The organism is Paenibacillus mucilaginosus 3016 (assembly GCF_000250655.1).
Classification (GTDB): Bacteria; Bacillota; Bacilli; order Paenibacillales; family NBRC-103111; genus Paenibacillus_G; species Paenibacillus_G mucilaginosus.
In genome coordinates, this window is record NC_016935.1 from 5,247,883 (window position 1) to 5,266,806 (window position 18,924).

Sequence of the window (18,924 nt, forward strand, 5' to 3'; positions counted from 1 at the left end):
GCGAGCAGGTTGGGTAAGGAACTCCGGCCTTTTATAATGGTTTGGGATCTTGTAAAAATAAGAAAATCACAAGAGTGGAAACAAGTATATTGGAATCAAGTCTACGCTGCGTGTAAAAGGTTGTTGTGAATCGGAATGAAAAGAAGGCAGGGGCCTCTCAGGACCCCTGCCTTCCATACTTAACCCGCTCAATCTGCTCAAAGGTCAACCGGACAGCTCCATCATGGGAGCCCGGGGGATGCGACCCGCCGCTACACGTAAGGCAGCTTCTTAGGGCAGCTTCAGCTCCTTGATCTCTCCGCCTGCCGCCGAGATGAAGAGGAGCCGATCCCCGTATGCCCATGCCCCGGCGACCGGATCGGCTACAGCCAAGCGGAGCTCGCCGCTGCCATCCAGGATCTTCAGCCCATAATCGCCTCCCGCGGCAAGCTTGCAGAGCATGCTGCCGTTCAGGAACTGGACGCTGACGATGCCATCTCCCAGCACCAGTTCGTCCGCTCCGGACGATTCCGCCTTATAGAGCTTCAGGGTGTCATTCTCACCTGGGGAGGTATAGAACAGTTGGCCGTCCACGATCTCGAACGTCCGGACTCTTTGATCGGATCGCTTCTGCTCGCCTGATCCGTCCAGCTGGGCTGAGTACAGAAGCTGGTCCCCGGATTTTACATAATAGAGCTTGTGATCGATGATCTTGAAGTGCTGCACATCCGCGTCCACCACGAGTACGGTCTTGTCCGTCTTGAGATTGACCCGGTAGATCCGATTGAGGCGGTCCGCCTGGTCCGGATCCGGCGAAGCCATTACATAGACCTCGTCACCGATGACGGCAGTCGAGCGATCGCCGCTGTAGGAACGCCCGCCTTCATTGCCGGCAATATACCAGCCATAGTAGAGCTTCGGATCCCCTGCCGCATGATCGTAAGTCCTCTGCTCTCCCTGGGGAGTGAGGTACAATCCTCCCGCATGCGGGGGCACGGCATGACTGATCACCAGCGTTCCCGACGGGGTTTCCCTGTAATCCAGGTACCCCTGCTGGACCACGGCTCCTTTACCGTCCGGACCCACCCTGACATATATGTCCTTTCCCATGACCTGTCCGCCGATGTGATACGAGAAATGCAGCTCATCATCCACTACCCGGAACCTCAGCGACTTGTTGATCCCGTAGCCCGTATCGGCCTCATAGGAATAAACCGGCTCTCGAGCCTTCAAATCCGTCTCCGGGCTGCGGTAGATGTGATAGTACTTCTCCTTGAGCTCGGTGTAATAGTAATACCCCTGGAAGAAAGCCATTTCCTGCTCCCCTGCTGATGCGGGAAGGTCCAGGACCTTCACCTGCGGATTAACGGAGGTGATCGAAAGTCCCGCTGCGGCGTCCCAGCGGTAATCCCAGCCGAATTCGTCATGAGCGAATTTCCAGGTCAGCGGGAAATACGTGATGTTATTGAACAGGAGCAGCGGATACGCTTCTTTGGCATTGTCCACTGCTTTGCCGTTGATCGTTACCGGGAAAGAGGGCACGGCGGCTCTCGCCGATGTACGACTGCGGGTATTCGAGGCATAAGGCGCGTACGAGGAGGTGACGTTTCCTTTGCCGATGCTCAGCCCCTTCTGGGCGCTCCAGCCCGTCTCCAGGCCGAGCAGCCGGCTGTCATACCAGGCCATCGGAACATAGGTGATATCCTTGTATACCAGAAGCGGGTACTGCCGGAACTCACTCTTCACTTCACTGCCGTTGAACTTCACGGTGAACTTCGGCAGGGTGACGGTAACAAGGGGATCCGCCGCCCAGCCCTTGCCCGGGAACCCGGCCAGATTCAGCCCCAATACCGCGGCTGCGGCTGTCATTGCCATCTTGTGTTTCACCTGATCTCGCTCCTTCCGCCTGATCTCGCTGTACTTCAGACGAAGGCGCCGGAGCTTTTGTTTCGGCATGGGCAGAATCCGAAGCTCAGAAAAAAAGAACCGCCGGTGCAACCACCGACGGCCCTCCGCAGCTCCTTATACGATCCTGTAGCCTTTGCCTTCGATAGCATCCCGGATGGAGTTCATGTCCACACGGCTTTCGTCATATTCCACCCGTACGGTCTGGCTGGCCAGATCCACCTGTCCCTCGGCCCCGATGTTCCGCAGTGCGCCTTCCACGGAATCCGCACAGCTCTCGCAGGTCATGCCCGCTACCCTCAATCTGGCTTCACTCACTCGTTCTTCGCTCCTTTGGCTTGCTTGTTTTTTCCACCATGCCTTAGTGTAGCTCGAAGGGCTCTTCCCCATTCATCCGTCCGGAATTATGCTCTACTCACGAACGCCAAACAACCAGCCCCCAGCAGGACCGGTCGTTGGATAAGAGCGCTTGAGCTTATCAAAAAGAGGATGGCTCGGATTCGGCTTCAGTGATCCGCACCTCACCTAGGGTGATCCCATGCGCTTCGGCAGGCGTGGAAGCACCGTCAGCCGATACGCTCCCGATGAGGAAATTGAGCTTCAGCGGCGCGCCGCTGTCCACCGTAAAACGGTGCGTATACACTCCCGCCTCCGGCGTTAGATGGAAGGTCTTCACGCCGCCGCTTGTGCCGGTGAATTCGACCGTGACCGGACGGTTCACCGTGGACGACGCCTTGAAGCCCAGCTCGTACGTCGATCCGGCCGTCATCGGGATGCCTTCCTGGTACAGCTGGTTCGCCCAGGCGGGACCGCCGGGGCTGTGCACGAGAATATGGGCTTCGCCGTTCTCTGCCGTGAGTTCAGCCGCCCCGCCTTCACCGGACCAGGTGCTCCATCCCCGTATCCCTTCGGTGAAGCCCCCGTTCGTCACCAGATTGCCGTCAGCCGCCAGGATCACCTGGGTAACGGCGGCCGGCGCATAGCCGTCAGCCTGGACTTCAATCCGATAGCTGCCCGCCGCCGGGAAGGCCAGTGCGGAAATATCGAGGCTGCCCGGGTTTACATCATACGCCGAAGGGTCCAGTACAATGCCGTTCACCGAGACGAAGGTGAGAGCTGCCCGCCAGGCTGCGCGGTCCGCGAACGAGATTTGAACGTCCTGCCCAGCCTGGTTCCCTGTGGAGTCCTGGAGCAAGGAAGGCGGCTGGGCGACCGGCGCATCCTTGACCTGGAACACCACGTTGTCGATGGTTACGTCATGAGCAGCGCCTACAGCGCCGGTCCCGGTGATCAGTCCCAGGAGGAACTTGAGGTCAACGGTATCGTCCTGGGGCATCGTGAAGTCGAAGCGGTGCGTCTTCCGCTCGGGAGTCAGGTCCACGGTCTGGTCCACATAGCGGGTGTACGAAGCATTCTCCGCCACGACCTCCAGCTTGCGGTTCACCGATGCGCGCGCGTCGAAGCTGAACGTGTAAGGAATTCCGCCCTGGAGACGAAGCCCGTCTGAAGGAACATCGCACTCCAGGGGTTCGCCCCTTGATTCGTTACTGTGAGTCTGGCTTCGCCATCGACGGCTTTGGCCGTTACCGCTCCGCCGCTGTCCACGGCCGGCTGCCAAGGGTTCAAGCCTCCGCTGAAGTCACCGTTGGCGAGCGGGTAGAACACCGTGTCCGGAGGGAAATAAGTGCTGGTTCGGACAAGACGGATGTTATCGAACTGCAGCGTGCCCTTGCTGCCGCCAAGATGGAAGATCAGCTGAGCGTTCGGGTCATCGGCCGCCGCGGCCAGATTCTCGAAGCTCACGGTCACCGTCCGGCTGTCCCTGCCGAGAGTGACGTTCTGTTTGGCATACGTCTTCCCGTCCCCTCCGGCCAGCTCCACCCCGATCACGCGGGAATGGGATGCCTTGGCGTCAAAGCTCAGAGCATAATCATGCCCATCAAGCAGGAAGAGCCCCTTCTGCAGCAGCAGGACATCGTCCTCTTTTTTTCCGTTCTTCGTGATCTCCACATTCAGCTTGCGCTCGTCCGCATCCACTGAACCCGCTGCAGCGGCTTTGCCGTCCGGAAGCAGGTGCCAGTAGCTCATCCCGTCCGGTTCGCCGATATCGAACGTGCCGTTATACACGTGGTTGCCGCTGCTCAGCGGAGCTTTGGGCGCATCGTGCTCGAACGGAATCCCTTCGATCTCCTCCAGCCGGGCGTTGCCGATCCAGGCCGGATGGGCGTTCGACCCCAGGTTGAACTCGATGCGCGCCGCGTTATCCGAGGCCATCTTCATCTGAAAAGCCATCTCGTAGCGCTTGACGCTGTCCGTAAGCTCCGCGTTCAATCCCTGCGAATAACCCGCATAGCCGACGGATGCGCCTCCGGTTACTTTGACGTTCATGCTCCGGGCCGTATCCGTCTTGGCATCGAAGCTCAGCTTGTAGTAGCGTCCCTTCGCCAGCGACACGATCGCCTGCGGCTGGATGGAATAGGCATTGCTGCCGGCCTGACCGACTGTCACCTTGGCAAAGCGGCTCCCGCCGATGTTCTCCAGCGAGACATCCGCCTCCGCCCCCGGATCCTTGTACAGCGCCCAATGGGCCGTGCCCGGGATCCCCATCCCCGGATCGGCTTCCAGGGTCTGGGTGAACCCGCTGTTATAGATCAGGCTGCCGTTCGCCTGCGGAAGCTTTGCCCCCGGCAGGTACTCCTCCTTGGCAACCGTCGGCGGGACAGGCTCGCGGTACTCGCGGCCCGTCAGCTCGTAGACACGGACGTAATCGACCTTCATCGATTTGGGGAATACCGTGTCCGGCGCCGGGCTGCCGTCAAAGTTGCCTCCCACCGCCAGGTTCATCAGCAGATGAAACTCTTCGTCGAACGGCGCGGGATAAGCGTTGTTCGCAGGCTGGTCCGCGCTGCGGCTGTACCAGTCGTTCTTCGTGCTGTAGAGCAGGCCGTCCACATACCAGCGGATCTCCCCGGGCTCCCATTCGATTGCATACGTATGGTAATCTTCGATCGTCGAGCCGTTTGGAAGCTCATATTCCTTGCCGCTGTACGTATTGCTCGGCCACTGCTGGCCGTAGTGGATTGTGCCCGCAATCGTATGCGGCCGGCTTCCCCAGCCTTCCATGATGTCGATCTCCCCGGAAGCGGCCCAGCCGCCGTACCGGTTATGCTCAGGCAGCATCCAGATCGCGGGCCAGTAACCCTTGCCGGCCGGTGCACTCGCCCGGATCTCGAATTTGCCGTACCGCTTGGCGAACAGCCCCTTCGTCTTGATCCGGGCCGAGGTGTAGCCGAAGCCCTCGTAATTTTCCTTGAGCGCCGTAATCACAAGCTTGCCGTCTTCCTCTTTGACATTCTCCGGGCGGTTTGTATAATACTGCAGCTCGTTATTGCCCCAGCCCGGGTTGCCGACCGAAGCGCCGTTCGTCAGATCGAAGGTCCACTTGCTCCCATCGATCACCCCGTCGTCGAACTCATCCCCCCATACCTGGGTCCAGAGCGGAGTTTCTTTCCCTTTCTTCTTTGCTGCCATACCGGCGGCGGGAGCCCCGCCGGCTTGTCCGGAAACGGCGGCCGCATCGGCCTGGGGTGCGCCCAGCGGGAGCACGGCCAGGAGGGCCGCCAGTGGAAGCGCCAGGCTGCGGTTGATCATTCGGGTCATCATATGTACGAAATCACCTTCACTTTGTTGGGCTTGTACTTTCGATCCTGCATGATAACGGTGGACTTCGAATCGCACCTCCTTCTGCAAGGTATAATAACGCTTACAAAAAATCCTCGCCTGAATTTATCTGCCTCGTCACTGAGAGAAACTCATCTATGTCCCACGTGGGACATTGTACTATCAATATAGCCTACCCTCCGATTTCCTGTCAATGAAAACCTCAGATGCTGCGGCCAGCCTTACAGGATTCCCGGACCACCAGCTCCGCTGTGAATCGTTCCTGTGTGTCTTCAGCCTCCCGCCCTTCCAGCTGGTCGATCAGACGGTTCGCGAGCTGGGCCGCCATCCCGATGCGCGGCACCCTCATCGTTGTCAGCGGCGGATGCGTGTACTGCGAAACCAACAAATCGTCGAAGCCGATGACCGACAGCTCTCCGGGTATGGAGATCCCCCGCTCCTTACACGCTCTGAGCACACCGTAGGCCATGAGATCGTTCGAACAGAACACGGCCTGCGGCAGTGTTCCGGTCCGCACCCATTCCTTCACGGCCGCTTCACCGTCGGCTTCTCTGAACCGTCCGTAATGAATCCGGGATGCGGGCGCCTCGATCCCCCGCTGACCGAGCGCATCCAAGAAGCCCTGCAGACGGACCGGTGAACACGGAATGGTCATGTCCCCTGTAATGACACCAATGTCCGTGTGTCCAAGATCGAGCAGGTACGCGGCTGCCCGGTATGCGGATTCATAGTTATCCAGCTGCGGGATCACCAGTCCTTCCGCCGGGTGCGGCACATTGTTCTGGTCGAACACGCCGATCCGGAAGCCTGCCGCTGCGATCCGATCCACTGTCTGCTGCATATCGGACCAGCTGACCACGATGCCGGCATCGATGCTTTTGTCCTTATACAGGCTCAGGATCGGTTCGGGCCGCGACACGTCTTCGATGCTGACCAGCGTCTTGTACCCCCTGCTTGCGCATTGGCTGATCAAGGCTCCGATGACGACACCGTAATAGAGATCGTCCGAGTACAGGGAATAGTTCCGCTCATCCTGCACGATGAAAAGCCCGATCGTCCGGGCCGTCTTCGAGGTCAACCGGCGCGCCGCGGCGTTCGGCTCGTAATGATGCTCCTCCATCACCCTGCGGATCTTGTCCGCTGTAGCCGGCGCCACACTGGCGGAACCGTTCAGCATCCGCTGCACGGTCTTGCGGGACACCCCCGCGAGCCTGGCGATATCATAAATATCCATTCAGGGCAGCTCCCCTCTTCATCCGTTTTTGAATTTACCATGTATTAGAACATGTTCCCATCTGCCGCGCTTATCATAGCACCCTCACCGCAAAAAACATGCCGTTCCCGCAAGATCGTGCGTGTACTTATATCTCCCTCACGGACCCGGACACGCGGCAAAACAGGCCGCCGTGCAGTACCGGCAGCCTGCTCCGCTTGAAGCAAGCACTGTCTAACCCAGCAGCACCGAAACTCATTTGAGGTCGCCACTTCAGAGGCTGGGCCCCAGCTCTCTGCTATTTTTCTCACGGAGTAGATGAGTGTACGCTGCAGCTCAGGTCAAACCTCCCATCCGGGATCGAGCTTGCCATTGGGGTCATCCCCGTTGAATATTGCTATATCATGAACAATGATGTACACCATCGGGCCGGCCGCCTACGAGTCCTTCTTCCGCTCCCCTTGGGACTGGGACTGCAGCTTCTGCAGGTAATCGTCGAGACGGTCGAACCTCTCTTCCCATTCCTTGCGGAACGAAGCGGCCCACCCTTCCAGATCCTCAAAAGGCTGGGTACGCAGATGGTAAATGCGCCGGTTGGCATCCGGTTTCACTTCGACGATCCCGGAATCGCTGAGCACCTTCAGATGTTTGGACGCCTGCGGCTGATTCAGATTCAGCCGTTCGGCGATCTCTCCTACCGTCAGGGGCCCCTTCCGCAGCAGTTCGACGATGTGGTACCGGTTGGGCTCGGCCAATGCATGCAGTGTCGTCAGATTCTCGCCCATCGCTCCCTGCTCCTTTCCATACCACTATACCCTATCCAGGAATATTCCTGTCAAGGAATATTATTTACAAATCTCCCCCGACATATAACAGCCCTGAAGGAACGCCGCGCTCACACAGTCTGGATCAAGATCCCTGTTCAGACGCTAAGCGTTCCTTGCCCTGCAGGCGCACGCGGTCGGCCGTAACCCCCGGATCAGCCTCGCACCCGCTTCAGACGCACGGTAAATGCCGTCCGCTCGTAAGGGACCGAGCTCACCTCGATGGCTCCCTGCTGCCGCTGAACCAGACGCTTCACGATGACCAGCCCCAGCCCGCTTCCCCGCCGGGTTCGGGTCCGGGAAGGGTCGGACGTGTACAGCCGCTCGAAGATGAACGGCAGCTCGCCCTGCGGAATTCCCGGTCCCCGGTCCCAGACGGTCAAGGCGCAGTGCTCCTCCTCCACCTGTACGCGGATGCCGACCGCTCCTCCCGGTGCGCCGTACCGCAGCGCGTTCGAGAGCAGATTGCCGGCCACCCGCTCAAGGAGTCCCGGCTCCGCCCATACCAGAGCCGGCGCTGCGGGCAGGTCCACCTCAGGCTCCAGCCCCATCCGCTCGAACTCGGGGTAGAGGGAGAGCAGCCACTCAGGCAGCAGCTCCGCCAGATCTGCGGCCTGCAGCCGGACCGGCGTGTCGTCGGCCTCGAGCTTTGAGAGCTCGAAGAAGTCGCGCAGCATCGCGGACAGCTCCCGGCCCTTGCGGGCGGCAATGTCGAGGTAGCGGGTCCGCTGCTCCTCCGTAAGCCGTCCGTCTCCCGCCGCGGATTCGATATAGCCGAGCATCCCGGCCAGGGGGGTCTGGATATCATGCGCCAGATTGGCCAGCATCCGCCGCCGGGATTCGTCAAGCCTCCCGGACCGCAGGGCTTCCTCCTTCCATCGGTCGGCCAGCAGGCCGCACTCGCTGCGGAGCGCCGCCAGATCCCGGTCCCACACGGCAAGACGCAGCTGCCTTCGGTCCGCTTCGTAAGCGATGAGCTTCAGCCCCTGTGTCAGGGAACGGATCTCCCGCTTGAGCCGCAGCCACAAGATCAGCAGGAGGGCTGCCGCGCCCATGCTGAGTACCGTCAGCCAGATCACGCGCCTTCGCCCTCCCCGCAGCCGCCGAGCTTGTAGCCGATGCCCCAGACGGTCTGAATGTATCGGGGCTGGGAAGGCTCCGGCTCGATCTTGGACCTCAGCCTCCGGATATGGACCATGACCGTATTCTCATCATACAGATACTCCTGCTGCCATACGGCCCGGAAGAGCTGTGCCTTCGAGTAGACACGCTTCGGCTGGGCCAGGAACACCTTCAGGAGCTCGAATTCTTTCCCGGTTAAAGCGACTTCCCTGCCGCCCACATAGACCTCGTAGGTCTCGGTATTGAGCCGGATCCCCCGCTGCTCCAGCCACGGATTAGGCTGCTGCGGAGCACCGAAATCCAGATACCTGCGAAGCATCGCATGGACCCGGGCGGCGAACTCCCCGAGCCCGAACGGCTTCGCCAAATAATCATCGGCGCCCATCCGCAGGCCGACGATCTTATCGGTCTCCTCCCCGCGGCAGGAGATCATCAGCACCGGAAGGGAGCCTGCCTGGCGGATAAGCCGCAGCAGCTCCAGCCCGTCGGCGCCGGGCAGCATGAGATCGAGCACGGCCAGATCATACCCGTCCGCTGCACCGCGCGTCAGCCGCTCTCTCGCCTCGATTCCGTCGCGGCACCAGACGACCTGCAGTCCGTCCCGCTCCATGCAGTCGCGCAGGAGCTCACCGAGATCCATGTCGTCTTCGACGAGCAGTATACTTTTGAGCCGTTCCCCTTGCCGCATTTCCTTATTCACTCCCATATTCCGAAAGGGGTCCCCCGCCGCAGCGGAGAACCCTGCCAAACATTGGTTCTATTGTACCATGCTTCCTGTTCCGGCGTCACTTGCTTCCCCGCTACCCTTCGTGTGCATGGATGTCCATCCGTGACAGCTGCCTTAGGCTCACCGCGAGGAAGAGTACGAAGATGAGCGCCAACCCCACGGCGCCCTGCAGAAGCTCCGGCACCCCGGCGGTCCGTGATGGAATGTCCAGCAGACTGCCGACGAGAATCCCCGGGTACGTGAAGGGAAACCGGACGGCTGCATCCAGCACATCCCACACGACCTCACCGGCCACCGCGGCGAAGGTGCCTGCCGCCATATTGGCAATATAATTCCGGAAGGCGAGCGAGATACAGGCGAATAAGGGAACGAAGGCAAACGAGATCAGAATGAGCAGCAGCCCACATTCGGCATAGCGCAGCCACATCGTCCAGGGCACCGGAGGCAGCCCGAACAGCAGTCCCCCCGCCGCTTTCAGTCCGAAGTCGATCCCGTACACCAGCACCGTCAGCAGGAACACCGCGGCATATTTGCCGAGCAGGAACGTGCTGCGCCGGATCGGATAAGTCAGCATCCCGGTCACCGTATTGTGCTGGAACTCACCGATGAGCACATACCCCACCATCAGGCCGGAGATGATCGGCATCAGACCGAGAGCGAACTGCCGGTAGTGTGTATAGTAAGTCCAGCTCCAGGTGAGCCTCGAAGGGGAATAGGCCAGGTCCTGGTAATAGACGGAGAATTCAATCACGTGCTTGACCAGCAAAATAAAGAGCAGCAGCCACAGTCCTTTGGACCTGCGCAGCTTCAGCCACTCGGCATATCCCACGCCCGTTATGCCGCTCATGCGCCCTTCCCCCCGATCAGCCGCAGATAATAATCCTCCAGGGAGTCATGCCTGACCTTCAGCTCCCGCAGCTCCATGCCTTCGCCGACGAGGATGCGGGCCAGCTCGGAGGACTGTCCGGTCTTCCCATAGATTCGAATCGTGCGGGAATCCCGCAGCTCATAATCAAGAATCCCGAGCTTCTGCTCCAGCACCACAAGCGCCTGCTCGAGCGGCTCGACCCGCAGCTCGACACAGCTTCGCAGCGTCCGCTCCAGCTCGGCGGCCGCTCTCTGCTGGAGCAGCCGGCCCCCGTGCATGATGCCGATCCGGTCCGCGATCTGCTGCACCTCGCCAAGCAGATGGCTCGACAGCAGAACCGCCATGCCGCGCTGCTTGGCCAGGTCCAGGAGAAGCTGGCGCAGCTGGTGGAGCCCGGCGGGATCGACCCCGTTGGTCGGCTCGTCGAGGACGAGCAGCTCCGGACCGTGCAGGATGGCCCGGGCCAGCCCGAGCCGCTGGCGGAGCCCCAGCGACAAGCGCCCCGCGCGGACGTCCCTCACTTCGCTGAGCCCCAGCAGGCTCAGGGTCTCCTCCGTGCGGTCGGGCCCGGCATAGCCGGTCAGCCGGCTGTGCAGACGCAGGTGCTCGGCCACCGTCAGCTGCGGATAATGCCCCGGCACCTCCGGCAGGAAGCCGATGCGCGCGAAGCCCTCGCTGCCGCCCTCCAGCCGCCGGCCGAAGAGCTCCACCTCTCCGCCGGTCGGCCGTACGAGGCCCATGATCATGCGCAGGGTTGTCGTTTTGCCCGCCCCGTTCTGGCCGAGGAACCCGTAGATCTCCCCCGCCGCCACCTCGATCGAGACGTCTTCCACGGCAGGAGTCAGGCGTTTGGCATAGCGTTTGGTCAGTCCAATGGTTCTCAGTACCGTGCTCATGATTCATCCCTCCTGCTCTCCATTATAGGGAGGGAAATGCCGCCTGCGGCTTACGGAGTTCTTACAAAACTCTTACATTCGAAAGATGATGCAGCTAAGTGTGCGCCAACTTGCTGCACACTTCCTTCTTTTCTCATTCACACTTGAAGTATTCATTTCATTTGGAGAAAAGGATCCCAGCACCCCAAGATAAACGGCCTCGCCTAAGAACTCCGCCTGCCAGTTCATCCCAAATAAGGTGGAAGACAAGCTCAGCCTTGTATTTTAAAAATTCTATTCTATCAAAATAGACGTGCCTGGCTGTCCGCCGGGGCACGTCTGTCCCAAGGTGCAATCATGCTTTGCAGGTGTCACTTGCTGTATGGTCTGCGGGGCAGTAGTTCCCGAGCCGGCGAACCTCCGCTCAGGCCAGGCATCTGCCAAAGCCCGGCACGTCGCTGATCGACCGCGCCACTGCCCCGAGCCGTGTGGGCGCCGGAACAAGCAGGCCCTTTAGTCTTCGATGGCTTGGTAGACTGAGGTCCAGAAATCCGTGAACACGCGCGGCCCCCTCGGAGACTCCATCATGCGCTGGGTCAGCAGGATGCCCACGAGATCCTCCTGCGGATCGGTGTACCCCGAGGTTCCGAAGCCTCCGTCCCAGCCGAACCGGCCGGGCGTCTGCCAGAGCTCGGTGCGGCGAAGGCTGACCGCGCCGCCGAAGCCCCACCCGCTGTGTCCGCCGAAGAACGGGCGGGCCGTTTCTTTCTGCTCCGCCGTCAGGTGGTCGGCGGTCATCAGCTCGACGGCGGAGCGGGACAGGATGCGCTCTCGCCCCAGCCGGCCTCTGCCGAGCAGCATCCGGCAGAAGGCCAGATAATCGTCGGCGGTGGAGACGAGTCCTCCCCCGCCGGAGGCAAAGACGGGCGGCTGCGTCCAGGCGCTGTCCTGCGGATCATCGAAGACCCGTAAGCCGCCGGTCTCCGGATCGCGCGCATAGGCTGCGGACAGACGGTCCGCCTGGGCTGCCGGCACATGAAAGCCCGTGTCCTTCATCCCCAGCGGGTCGAACAGCCGCTCCTTCAGGAACGCTTCGAGCCCTTGGCCTGAAGCCCGGGCAATCAGCACGCCGAGAATGTCGGAGCCGGTGTGATACAACCAGCCTTCCCCGGGCTGATGAAGCAGCGGCAGCTGCCCGAGGCGCTTCATCCACTCGTCCGACGTCACCGCGGGCGGCGTCGGAGAGGGCTCCAGGCCCGCTTCAGCGATCGCCTGCTGGATCGGATACGTGCCCGGCGGGGCCATCACCGCGCCGAAACCGAGCCGGAACGTCAGCAGATCCCGCAGCGTGATCGGCCGGTTGGCTTGGACGGTATCGTCCACCGGGCCGTCCAGCCGGCGCAGCACCCTGCGGTCCGCCAGTTCGGGCAGCAGGCTGTCCACCGGATCGTCCAGCCGCAGGCGGCACTCCTCCACCAGGATCATCGCCGCTGCGGCGATGACCGGCTTCGTCATCGAAGCGATGCGGAAGATCGAGTCCCTGCGGACAGGCACTCCTCCAATGGTCAGGGTGCCCCGTGCCTCCGCATGGACCTCGCCCCTGCGGTAGACGAGCGTGACAATGCCCGGCACCTCACCGCGCTCGACGTATCCGGCCATAACCGAGTGCATGCGCTCCAGCCGCGTTTGGGACAAGCCGCTGTTCATGGCTGATCCCCCCCTTTCCTTTTCCACATGATATTTCCTCCTCGCCTCTGTCACACAGGCCGGCCAGCGGCCTTCCTCTATCAGCGTATCACGAACGGGACACCCGGGTTTCTTGTGGATTGCGGTTCTTCTCCGCTCGACAAGTTGACGACGCATCCTTACGACGGTCTTACAACAGGGCGGCTGCCAAGTAGCGGTATGTATACGATGGAATCTATGTGGTCCGGTGTAGTCTGGGTAAGTAGTGCGGTCTAGGTGATCTATGCTGTCTGCGTGGCTATTCGGTGGTGTGGGTAGACCAGGAGTCCGTACATTCTATATAGTCTATGTGGTCTATGTGGTCTGTGCGCTACATGTGGTCTGTATGATGCATGTGGCCTGTTTGCTTTATGTGGTCTGTGTCCTACATGTGGTCTGTATGATGCATGTGGCCTGTTTGCTTTATGTGGTTTGTGTCCTACATGTGGCCTGTGTCCTACATGTGGTCTGTGTGCTAAATGTGGTCTTTGTCCTACATGTGGTCTGTGCGCTTTATGTGGTCTACTTGGTGTCCGGCCTGTAGTCTGGGAATTATCCGTAGACTCCCGCAGGCAGCATATTCGTATGCTGTAATCCTCAACCTTCCAATACTGCACTACATTTCGGCAATGCCATTCCCCACAACAAATCCGGCTCTCTTGCGTTCCTCCGGTACCACAGGTGTTAGTCTATCAACTTTGCTGACTAAACTCTCTGTCTCTCCTCGCCGCATCCCGAAGAGCATCCAAGCGTCGGGCGGAGATAGGGGAACTCAGATGCGCTATATGCCGCCTGGGGAGCTATCTTTTGAACATAACGGAACTCAGATGCGCTATAGGGATGGCGGAGGCTGGTTTTCCACCATAAGATGACCATTAACGCATCTGAGTTCCGCTATCCGCAGAACCCCCTCCAAAAAACCTCCAAGTAAGACATCTGAGTTCCTCTATTCCGACTAACTGAGCAGAGCATGCCGTTAATCTACTTCCTCATCCTTCTGCTGTCGCCGCCCCACTCCCCAGCCAGCTCACCGTGCTTCGGCCCGATGCTTCACAACACATCCCACGGTCTTAACCGACCGACTGCCCCGGATTCTTCTCCGTTTCACGCTTCAGCTGCTCCCGCAGAGACTCCGTAGCCTGCTCCAGCGCCTCGATGAAGTGCTCCGCCGCCGCATCTCCGAACAGCTCCACCTGCACGATATCCGGCGAGTGGATCAGATAGGATACCTTGTCGGCATCTTTGTCCACCTGCACCCAGGCCGACGCTCCGCGGCCTCGCAGGGTCACCACCGTATGGCGGCCGGTCCTGGATTCCTCTCCATGCGGTAGGCGTGTCTCAGCCTCCACCTCCCACAGGGCGCTGCCGCTGTCGAATCCTTTTTCCTTCATATCCGCATCCACCCTTATCCTTTATATCTATGTATCTCTATCTGTATTTGCATAAAAGACGCCTAATTCTAGTATAAGAGCACTCCTTTCGTTCCGGCTTTCCGTTATTTACGAAAAAAGATACCGTTTCTTATGCTCCCTTCCCAGCAGCCTCCATCAGCAATCGTAGAAAACGAAAAAAAGGAACATCAAGGGTACCTTCCCTTTGATGATCCTTTTACTGAAACCGTCTCGCATTCATTAGTAAGAACGACTACTCCGCCACGCCGAGCCATAGATTCTCGAACAAGCAAGCTGAAGAACCCCGATTGAACTATAGAAACAAACGTTCCGTTCAATGGCCTGATGAGTTTCTATGTATTTGGCAGATGGAGCATTGCAAATGTTATGCTGAACAGCCATACAGCTTCTCTATGCGTATCCTTCCTGCTGTAGAGCCCGGCGTCTATTTTTAGCGTATCCATGGTGCTCTAAAGGGATTAGGCCTCTGTGCTGCCATCGAATGCAGCCCCGCTTCCCTTCACCTCACCTCACCTGAACGTTCAGCGGCTCCGTTCTCCCGCTTCAGCCTGCGACGCCAGAAGCTCGCTGACTGTGACCAGCTCATACCCCTGCGCGGACAGCTCCGCCGCCAGGATCCGGACGGCCTCCACCGTCTGCTCCCGGGCACCGTATCCGTCATGGAAGATCAGAATGCTTCCGCTGCGGACCGTGCTCCGGGTTGCCTGCAGGATATGCTCCACACCCGGCTGGCGCCAGTCCTCTGCACCCATGTTCACCGCTCCGATGACCGCGTATCCCCTCTCCTTCGTCAGAGAGGCGGCGGTCTCATCGAAATCCAGGTAAGGCGGCCGGAAAGTCGCCGGATTTCGGCCGGTCAGCGCCTCGATGCGCTCCTCCGTCCGCACAAGCTCCAGCCGGCACTCTTCTGCGCCAAGCTTCGAGAGATACGGATGCGTGTAGGTATGATTGCCGAGCTCATGCCCCTCCTCCACGCACCGACGGGCCATCTCTTCATACCGTTCGAGATGCTCGCCGATCACGTAGAAGGTCGCTTTTCCCCCGGATTCCCGGAAGATCTCCAGGAGCTGCGGCGTATAGACCGGATGCGGCCCGTCGTCGAAAGTGAAGGCGACGGCCCTCCGGTTCGTGTTCACTTCATGGATCAGCATGGAATGCGGCACGGTTGATCCTCTCCTTCACGTACTTTCATGACACTTGCACCTGCATGAATTCCAGGGTCAGGCATCGGGATCAAGGTTCTGCACCTCTATCATTCCGCTTGCCCCCTGTCCTGCCATCTTATCCCTTCACGGAGCCGGCGGCAATGCCTTCCACGATCCGGTTGCTCAGAACGAAGAAGATGAGCAGGATCGGCAGAATGCTGATCATCAGGGTCGCCCCGATCGCTCCCCAATCGGTCGTATACTGGCCGACGAAGTTCTGGACCCCGACGGTGAGCGTCTTGAGTTCATCGGTCGAGATGAACGTATTCACGAAGATGAACTCGTTCCAGTTGTAGATCATGTTAATGATCGCTGCGGTAACGATTACGGAAGCGGTCATCGGCAGGATGACGCTGAAGAACAGGCGGTTGATCGAGCAGCCGTCCATGACCGCCGCCTCCTCCACCTCATGCGGCAGCGACTGGTAGAACCCGAGCAGAATCATGATCGTGATCGGCAGATTGAAGGCCGTATAAGACAGGACGATGCTCGCAGGGGAATCGGTCAGCGACAGCTTCTGGAACATGCTGAACAGCGGGATGAGGGTCGAATGGACCGGGATCATGAGGCCCACCATGAACACCCCGAGCACAAGCGGACTCAGCTTCCAGCGCATACGGGTAATCGCGAAGGTGACGAAGCTGGCGAGCAGGATCGTGAGCAGGACGGACAGCACCGTCATCCATACGCTGTTGATGAAGTACCGGGAGATATTCCCCTGGTTCCAGACATTGGCGTAATTCTCCCATCTCAGCTCAGCCGGGAGGGCCAGCGGGGGAAGGTTGAACACTTCCTGATTATTCTTCAGCGAGAAAAAGAGCAGCCAGACCAGCGGAAGAAGCTGGATGACGGCGGCGGCGGCCAGAACCGCATACAAGAGACCATACCCGGCCCTGGTGCCGAGCGAACGGGATGCCATGGCCCTGCTCTGCGGCCGGATGACCCGCGGACGGCGGTCGGTAGCGAGACTCATATCGGAGCTCCTCCCCCTTTCACGAATATTCGATCGTATCTTTGGTGGCGGTCAGCCTGCGGATGCCCCAGGTCATGACCAGGCACACGATCAGCAGGAAAAAGCCGATGGCGCTGGCGTATCCGAAATCGAAGCTGCGGAACGCTTTGGAGTACATGTAGGAGGCCATCACCTCGGAAGCGCCGTTCGGCCCCCCGTCCGTCATGACATAGATCAGGTCAAAATACTTCAGCGATCCGACGACCGCGAGTACGACCGTTACCTTGATCACTTCGGCAGCAAGCGGCAGCTTGATCCGCAGGGCGATCTGCAGGGAGTTCGCGCCGTCGATGCGTGCCGCCTCAATCAGGGAAGACGGAATGTTCTTCAGGGCGGCATAGTAGATCAGGATGTAGAAGCCGGCGTATTGCCACAGGATCGGCACGAACAGCGCGGTGAGCACAATGTCCGGGTCGGCCAGCCAGTCCGGTGTCTCCTCCACCCCGAGCGCCTCGAGGAAGCTGTTGAGGATTCCGCTCGAGGGATGATAAATCTTGAGCCACAGCTGGGCGATCGCGACGGAGGACAGGAGCATCGGGATCAGGTAGATTTTGCGGAGCAGGTTCGCCCCCTTGATCTGCCCGGACAGCACCAGCGCAATCAGCATATAGACGCTCAGGCTCAGGGTCGAGAGCACGGCAAACAGGAACGAATGCAGCATGCTGTTCCCGAATGCGGCATCCTGAAGCAGGGTCTTGTAATTCTCCAGGCCGATGAAGGTCATCGGGCTGACACCGTCCCACTGCATGAGACCGTAATAGCCGGTCAGGATAATCGGCACATAGATGATGCCGAGAATCAACAGCAGGGAAGGCAGTACGTATAAGGCAATCATTTTGGGGTTGGACATCACTTTGTGCATCGTAAGTTACCTCCTTAAGACGGCAGATGATCTGGGAGCCGAAGAAGAAAAGGACCTGCCCTGCAGCCCGGCAAGTCCTCTCCCGCACCGCCGGGGGCCGTTTATTTGCCCGCCTTGAGTGCCTCCTCCTGCTTCTTCGCGAATTCTTCAGGCGTGAGCGCCTTGCCGGCAAGCGCCTGCACGAGGTTGTGGTGCTCTTCGGATGCTCCCGGCTTCATCTGAACGTCCACATACAGCGTTACTTTATCCGCTTTATTCAGCTCGCTCAGCAGCTCCGTGAACATAGGCGGAAGCTGGACGGCCGCCGTATCGACCTTCGTCGCGGGAATGATGCCGGCTTTCGTGACCGAGTTCTCGCCCCACTTCTGGACGAAGTAGCTGACGAACTTCTTCGCTTCCTCCTTCACCTTCGATTTCTCGGAGACGAAGAGTCCGACACCCGGGCCGCCTACCCAGTTATTGACCGTTCCCTTGCCCCCTTCGACGGTAGGGAATTTGAAGAAGCCGATCTTATCCTTGAACGCCTGCGGCACATCCGGATTCGTGGTATAGTTCGGCACCTCCCACGTTCCCATCGCGTACATGGCGGCCTTCTCGTTCATGAACTCCGACTTCGCTTCATCGTTCGACAGCCCGTTGAAGCCCTTCTGGAAGGCCTTCAGGTCCACGAGCTCCTGCATCGTCCTGCCGGCCTGAATCAGTCCCGGATCGGTGAACGTGCCCGAGGCGATCGATTTGTCCAGCAGCCCCGCGCCTCCGATACGCTCTGCGAGGTACATGTACCAGAACGAAGAGGTCCAGGCGTCTTTGCCGCCGAGCGCCACCGGAGTGACGCCGTTGTCCGTCAAAGTCTTGATCACCGTCTTGAGCTCTTCCAGCGTTGCCGGCGGCGTCAGGTTGTATTTTTTGAAAATCTCCTTGTTGTAGTACACCGGCACGATGTTCAGCTCCACTGGAAGCGCATACGTTTTGCCGTCAATGGCATAGGCCTCCGTCGTCCCGCTCACGAACTTGCCGTTCAGGTCGCCCTTCAGCAGATCGTCGAGCGGGGTGAACATGTTCCCTTTGATGTACGGCTCGAGGAAGCCGGCCGCCCAGGTGAAGCCCACATCGGGCAGGTTGTTGGAGGCCGAGAGCACCTTGAGCTTGTTCTTGTACTGCTCGTTCTCGAGCACTTCCGTCTGGATCGTCACCTTCGGGTTGGCCGCCTGATAATCGTCGATGATCTGCTTTACGAGCTTGTTCTGGGCGGAATTGCTCCCATCCGGCCACAGGTGCATCATCTTCAGCGTCACTTTCTCCCCGCCGGCCGTTCCTGCGGTTCCCCCGCTGTTGCTGCCGGCTCCTTCAGTGCCGCCTCCTCCTCCGCATCCTGCGAGCAGGGTTCCCAGCATCGCCGTCGTCAACGCAGCCGCATATACCTGTTTCTTCATCGTCTTATTCCCCCCGGATGATGGATCGTTGGATATGTAAGCACTTTCCTTACTGCTTTTTCAGTGTAGCACCCCTGCTGC

The 18,924-nt window shown here is 59.6% G+C and carries 16 protein-coding genes; all 16 read right to left on the bottom strand.

Annotated features, from left to right (window positions below):
* Window positions 1-270 precede the first annotated feature (270 nt).
* The 16 genes from PM3016_RS21750 to PM3016_RS21820 all read right to left on the bottom strand — a co-directional run bounded on the left by PM3016_RS21750 (window position 271) and on the right by PM3016_RS21820 (window position 18,843).
* Window positions 271-1,866: a DUF5050 domain-containing protein gene (locus PM3016_RS21750; protein WP_014370946.1), complete on the bottom strand. Its 1,596-nt coding sequence runs from the start codon at window positions 1,864-1,866 to the stop codon at window positions 271-273.
* Window positions 1,867-2,001: 135 nt separating this feature from the next.
* Window positions 2,002-2,202, bottom strand: coding sequence for a heavy-metal-associated domain-containing protein (locus tag PM3016_RS21755; protein WP_014370947.1), 201 nt, complete (start codon window positions 2,200-2,202; stop codon window positions 2,002-2,004).
* 160 nt (window positions 2,203-2,362) lie between these two features.
* A complete protein-coding gene (locus PM3016_RS40025) occupies window positions 2,363-3,328 on the bottom strand; it encodes a hemoblobin-interacting domain-containing protein (protein ID WP_238540280.1) in 966 nt (321 codons plus the stop codon).
* Window positions 3,325-5,547, bottom strand: a complete 2,223-nt coding sequence (locus tag PM3016_RS21760) for a carbohydrate binding domain-containing protein (protein ID WP_238540281.1) — start codon at window positions 5,545-5,547, stop codon at window positions 3,325-3,327. Before PM3016_RS21760 ends, PM3016_RS40025 begins: the two co-directional genes overlap by 4 nt.
* 220 nt (window positions 5,548-5,767) lie before the next feature.
* Window positions 5,768-6,799 carry a LacI family DNA-binding transcriptional regulator gene (locus PM3016_RS21765; RefSeq protein WP_014370948.1) on the bottom strand — a complete coding sequence of 344 codons (1,032 nt, stop codon included), beginning with the start codon at window positions 6,797-6,799 and terminating at the stop codon, window positions 5,768-5,770.
* Window positions 6,800-7,215: 416 nt separating this feature from the next.
* Window positions 7,216-7,563, bottom strand: coding sequence for an ArsR/SmtB family transcription factor (locus tag PM3016_RS21770; RefSeq protein WP_013918698.1), 348 nt, complete (start codon window positions 7,561-7,563; stop codon window positions 7,216-7,218).
* 194 nt (window positions 7,564-7,757) lie between these two features.
* Entirely contained in the window at window positions 7,758-8,681 is a 924-nt protein-coding gene (locus PM3016_RS21775) for a sensor histidine kinase (RefSeq protein WP_014370949.1), read from the bottom strand.
* A complete protein-coding gene (locus tag PM3016_RS21780) occupies window positions 8,678-9,412 on the bottom strand; it encodes a response regulator transcription factor (protein WP_014370950.1) in 735 nt (244 codons plus the stop codon). The genes PM3016_RS21775 and PM3016_RS21780 overlap by 4 nt, the downstream gene beginning before the upstream one ends.
* Window positions 9,413-9,524: 112 nt before the next feature.
* A complete protein-coding gene (locus tag PM3016_RS21785; RefSeq protein WP_013918701.1) occupies window positions 9,525-10,298 on the bottom strand; it encodes an ABC transporter permease in 774 nt (257 codons plus the stop codon).
* A complete protein-coding gene (locus tag PM3016_RS21790; protein WP_013918702.1) occupies window positions 10,295-11,215 on the bottom strand; it encodes an ABC transporter ATP-binding protein in 921 nt (306 codons plus the stop codon). Before PM3016_RS21790 ends, PM3016_RS21785 begins: the two co-directional genes overlap by 4 nt.
* A 492-nt stretch (window positions 11,216-11,707) precedes the next feature.
* A complete protein-coding gene (locus tag PM3016_RS21795) occupies window positions 11,708-12,901 on the bottom strand; it encodes a serine hydrolase domain-containing protein (RefSeq protein WP_014370951.1) in 1,194 nt (397 codons plus the stop codon).
* Window positions 12,902-13,989: 1,088 nt separating this feature from the next.
* On the bottom strand, window positions 13,990-14,310 hold the full coding sequence (locus PM3016_RS21800) for a hypothetical protein (RefSeq protein WP_014370953.1): 321 nt from the start codon (window positions 14,308-14,310) through the stop codon (window positions 13,990-13,992).
* Between the two features lie 542 nt (window positions 14,311-14,852).
* On the bottom strand, window positions 14,853-15,494 hold the full coding sequence (locus tag PM3016_RS21805) for a polysaccharide deacetylase family protein (RefSeq protein WP_014370954.1): 642 nt from the start codon (window positions 15,492-15,494) through the stop codon (window positions 14,853-14,855).
* 118 nt (window positions 15,495-15,612) lie between these two features.
* Entirely contained in the window at window positions 15,613-16,455 is an 843-nt protein-coding gene (locus PM3016_RS21810; protein ID WP_164923410.1) for a carbohydrate ABC transporter permease, read from the bottom strand.
* Between the two features lie 73 nt (window positions 16,456-16,528).
* Window positions 16,529-17,410, bottom strand: a complete 882-nt coding sequence (locus PM3016_RS21815; RefSeq protein WP_014370955.1) for a carbohydrate ABC transporter permease — start codon at window positions 17,408-17,410, stop codon at window positions 16,529-16,531.
* 101 nt (window positions 17,411-17,511) lie between these two features.
* Window positions 17,512-18,843 (bottom strand): extracellular solute-binding protein, encoded by a 1,332-nt coding sequence (locus tag PM3016_RS21820; protein ID WP_014370956.1) that lies wholly within the window; start codon window positions 18,841-18,843, stop codon window positions 17,512-17,514.
* Window positions 18,844-18,924: the final 81 nt, after the last annotated feature.

What these genes read in the sequence shown, in the direction of transcription:
- PM3016_RS21760 (WP_238540281.1), bottom strand. Translation starts at nt 5,547, where the DNA reads ATGATGACCCGAATGATCAACCGCAGCCTGGCGCTTCCACTGGCGGCC.
- PM3016_RS21765 (WP_014370948.1), bottom strand. Translation starts at nt 6,799, where the DNA reads ATGGATATTTATGATATCGCCAGGCTCGCGGGGGTGTCCCGCAAGACC.
- PM3016_RS21770 (WP_013918698.1), bottom strand. Translation starts at nt 7,563, where the DNA reads ATGGGCGAGAATCTGACGACACTGCATGCATTGGCCGAGCCCAACCGG.
- PM3016_RS21780 (WP_014370950.1), bottom strand. Translation starts at nt 9,412, where the DNA reads ATGCGGCAAGGGGAACGGCTCAAAAGTATACTGCTCGTCGAAGACGAC.
- PM3016_RS21785 (WP_013918701.1), bottom strand. Translation starts at nt 10,298, where the DNA reads ATGAGCGGCATAACGGGCGTGGGATATGCCGAGTGGCTGAAGCTGCGC.
- PM3016_RS21790 (WP_013918702.1), bottom strand. Translation starts at nt 11,215, where the DNA reads ATGAGCACGGTACTGAGAACCATTGGACTGACCAAACGCTATGCCAAA.
- PM3016_RS21795 (WP_014370951.1), bottom strand. Translation starts at nt 12,901, where the DNA reads ATGAACAGCGGCTTGTCCCAAACGCGGCTGGAGCGCATGCACTCGGTT.
- PM3016_RS21800 (WP_014370953.1), bottom strand. Translation starts at nt 14,310, where the DNA reads ATGAAGGAAAAAGGATTCGACAGCGGCAGCGCCCTGTGGGAGGTGGAG.
- PM3016_RS21810 (WP_164923410.1), bottom strand. Translation starts at nt 16,455, where the DNA reads ATGGCATCCCGTTCGCTCGGCACCAGGGCCGGGTATGGTCTCTTGTAT.
- PM3016_RS21815 (WP_014370955.1), bottom strand. Translation starts at nt 17,410, where the DNA reads ATGCACAAAGTGATGTCCAACCCCAAAATGATTGCCTTATACGTACTG.
- PM3016_RS21820 (WP_014370956.1), bottom strand. Translation starts at nt 18,843, where the DNA reads ATGAAGAAACAGGTATATGCGGCTGCGTTGACGACGGCGATGCTGGGA.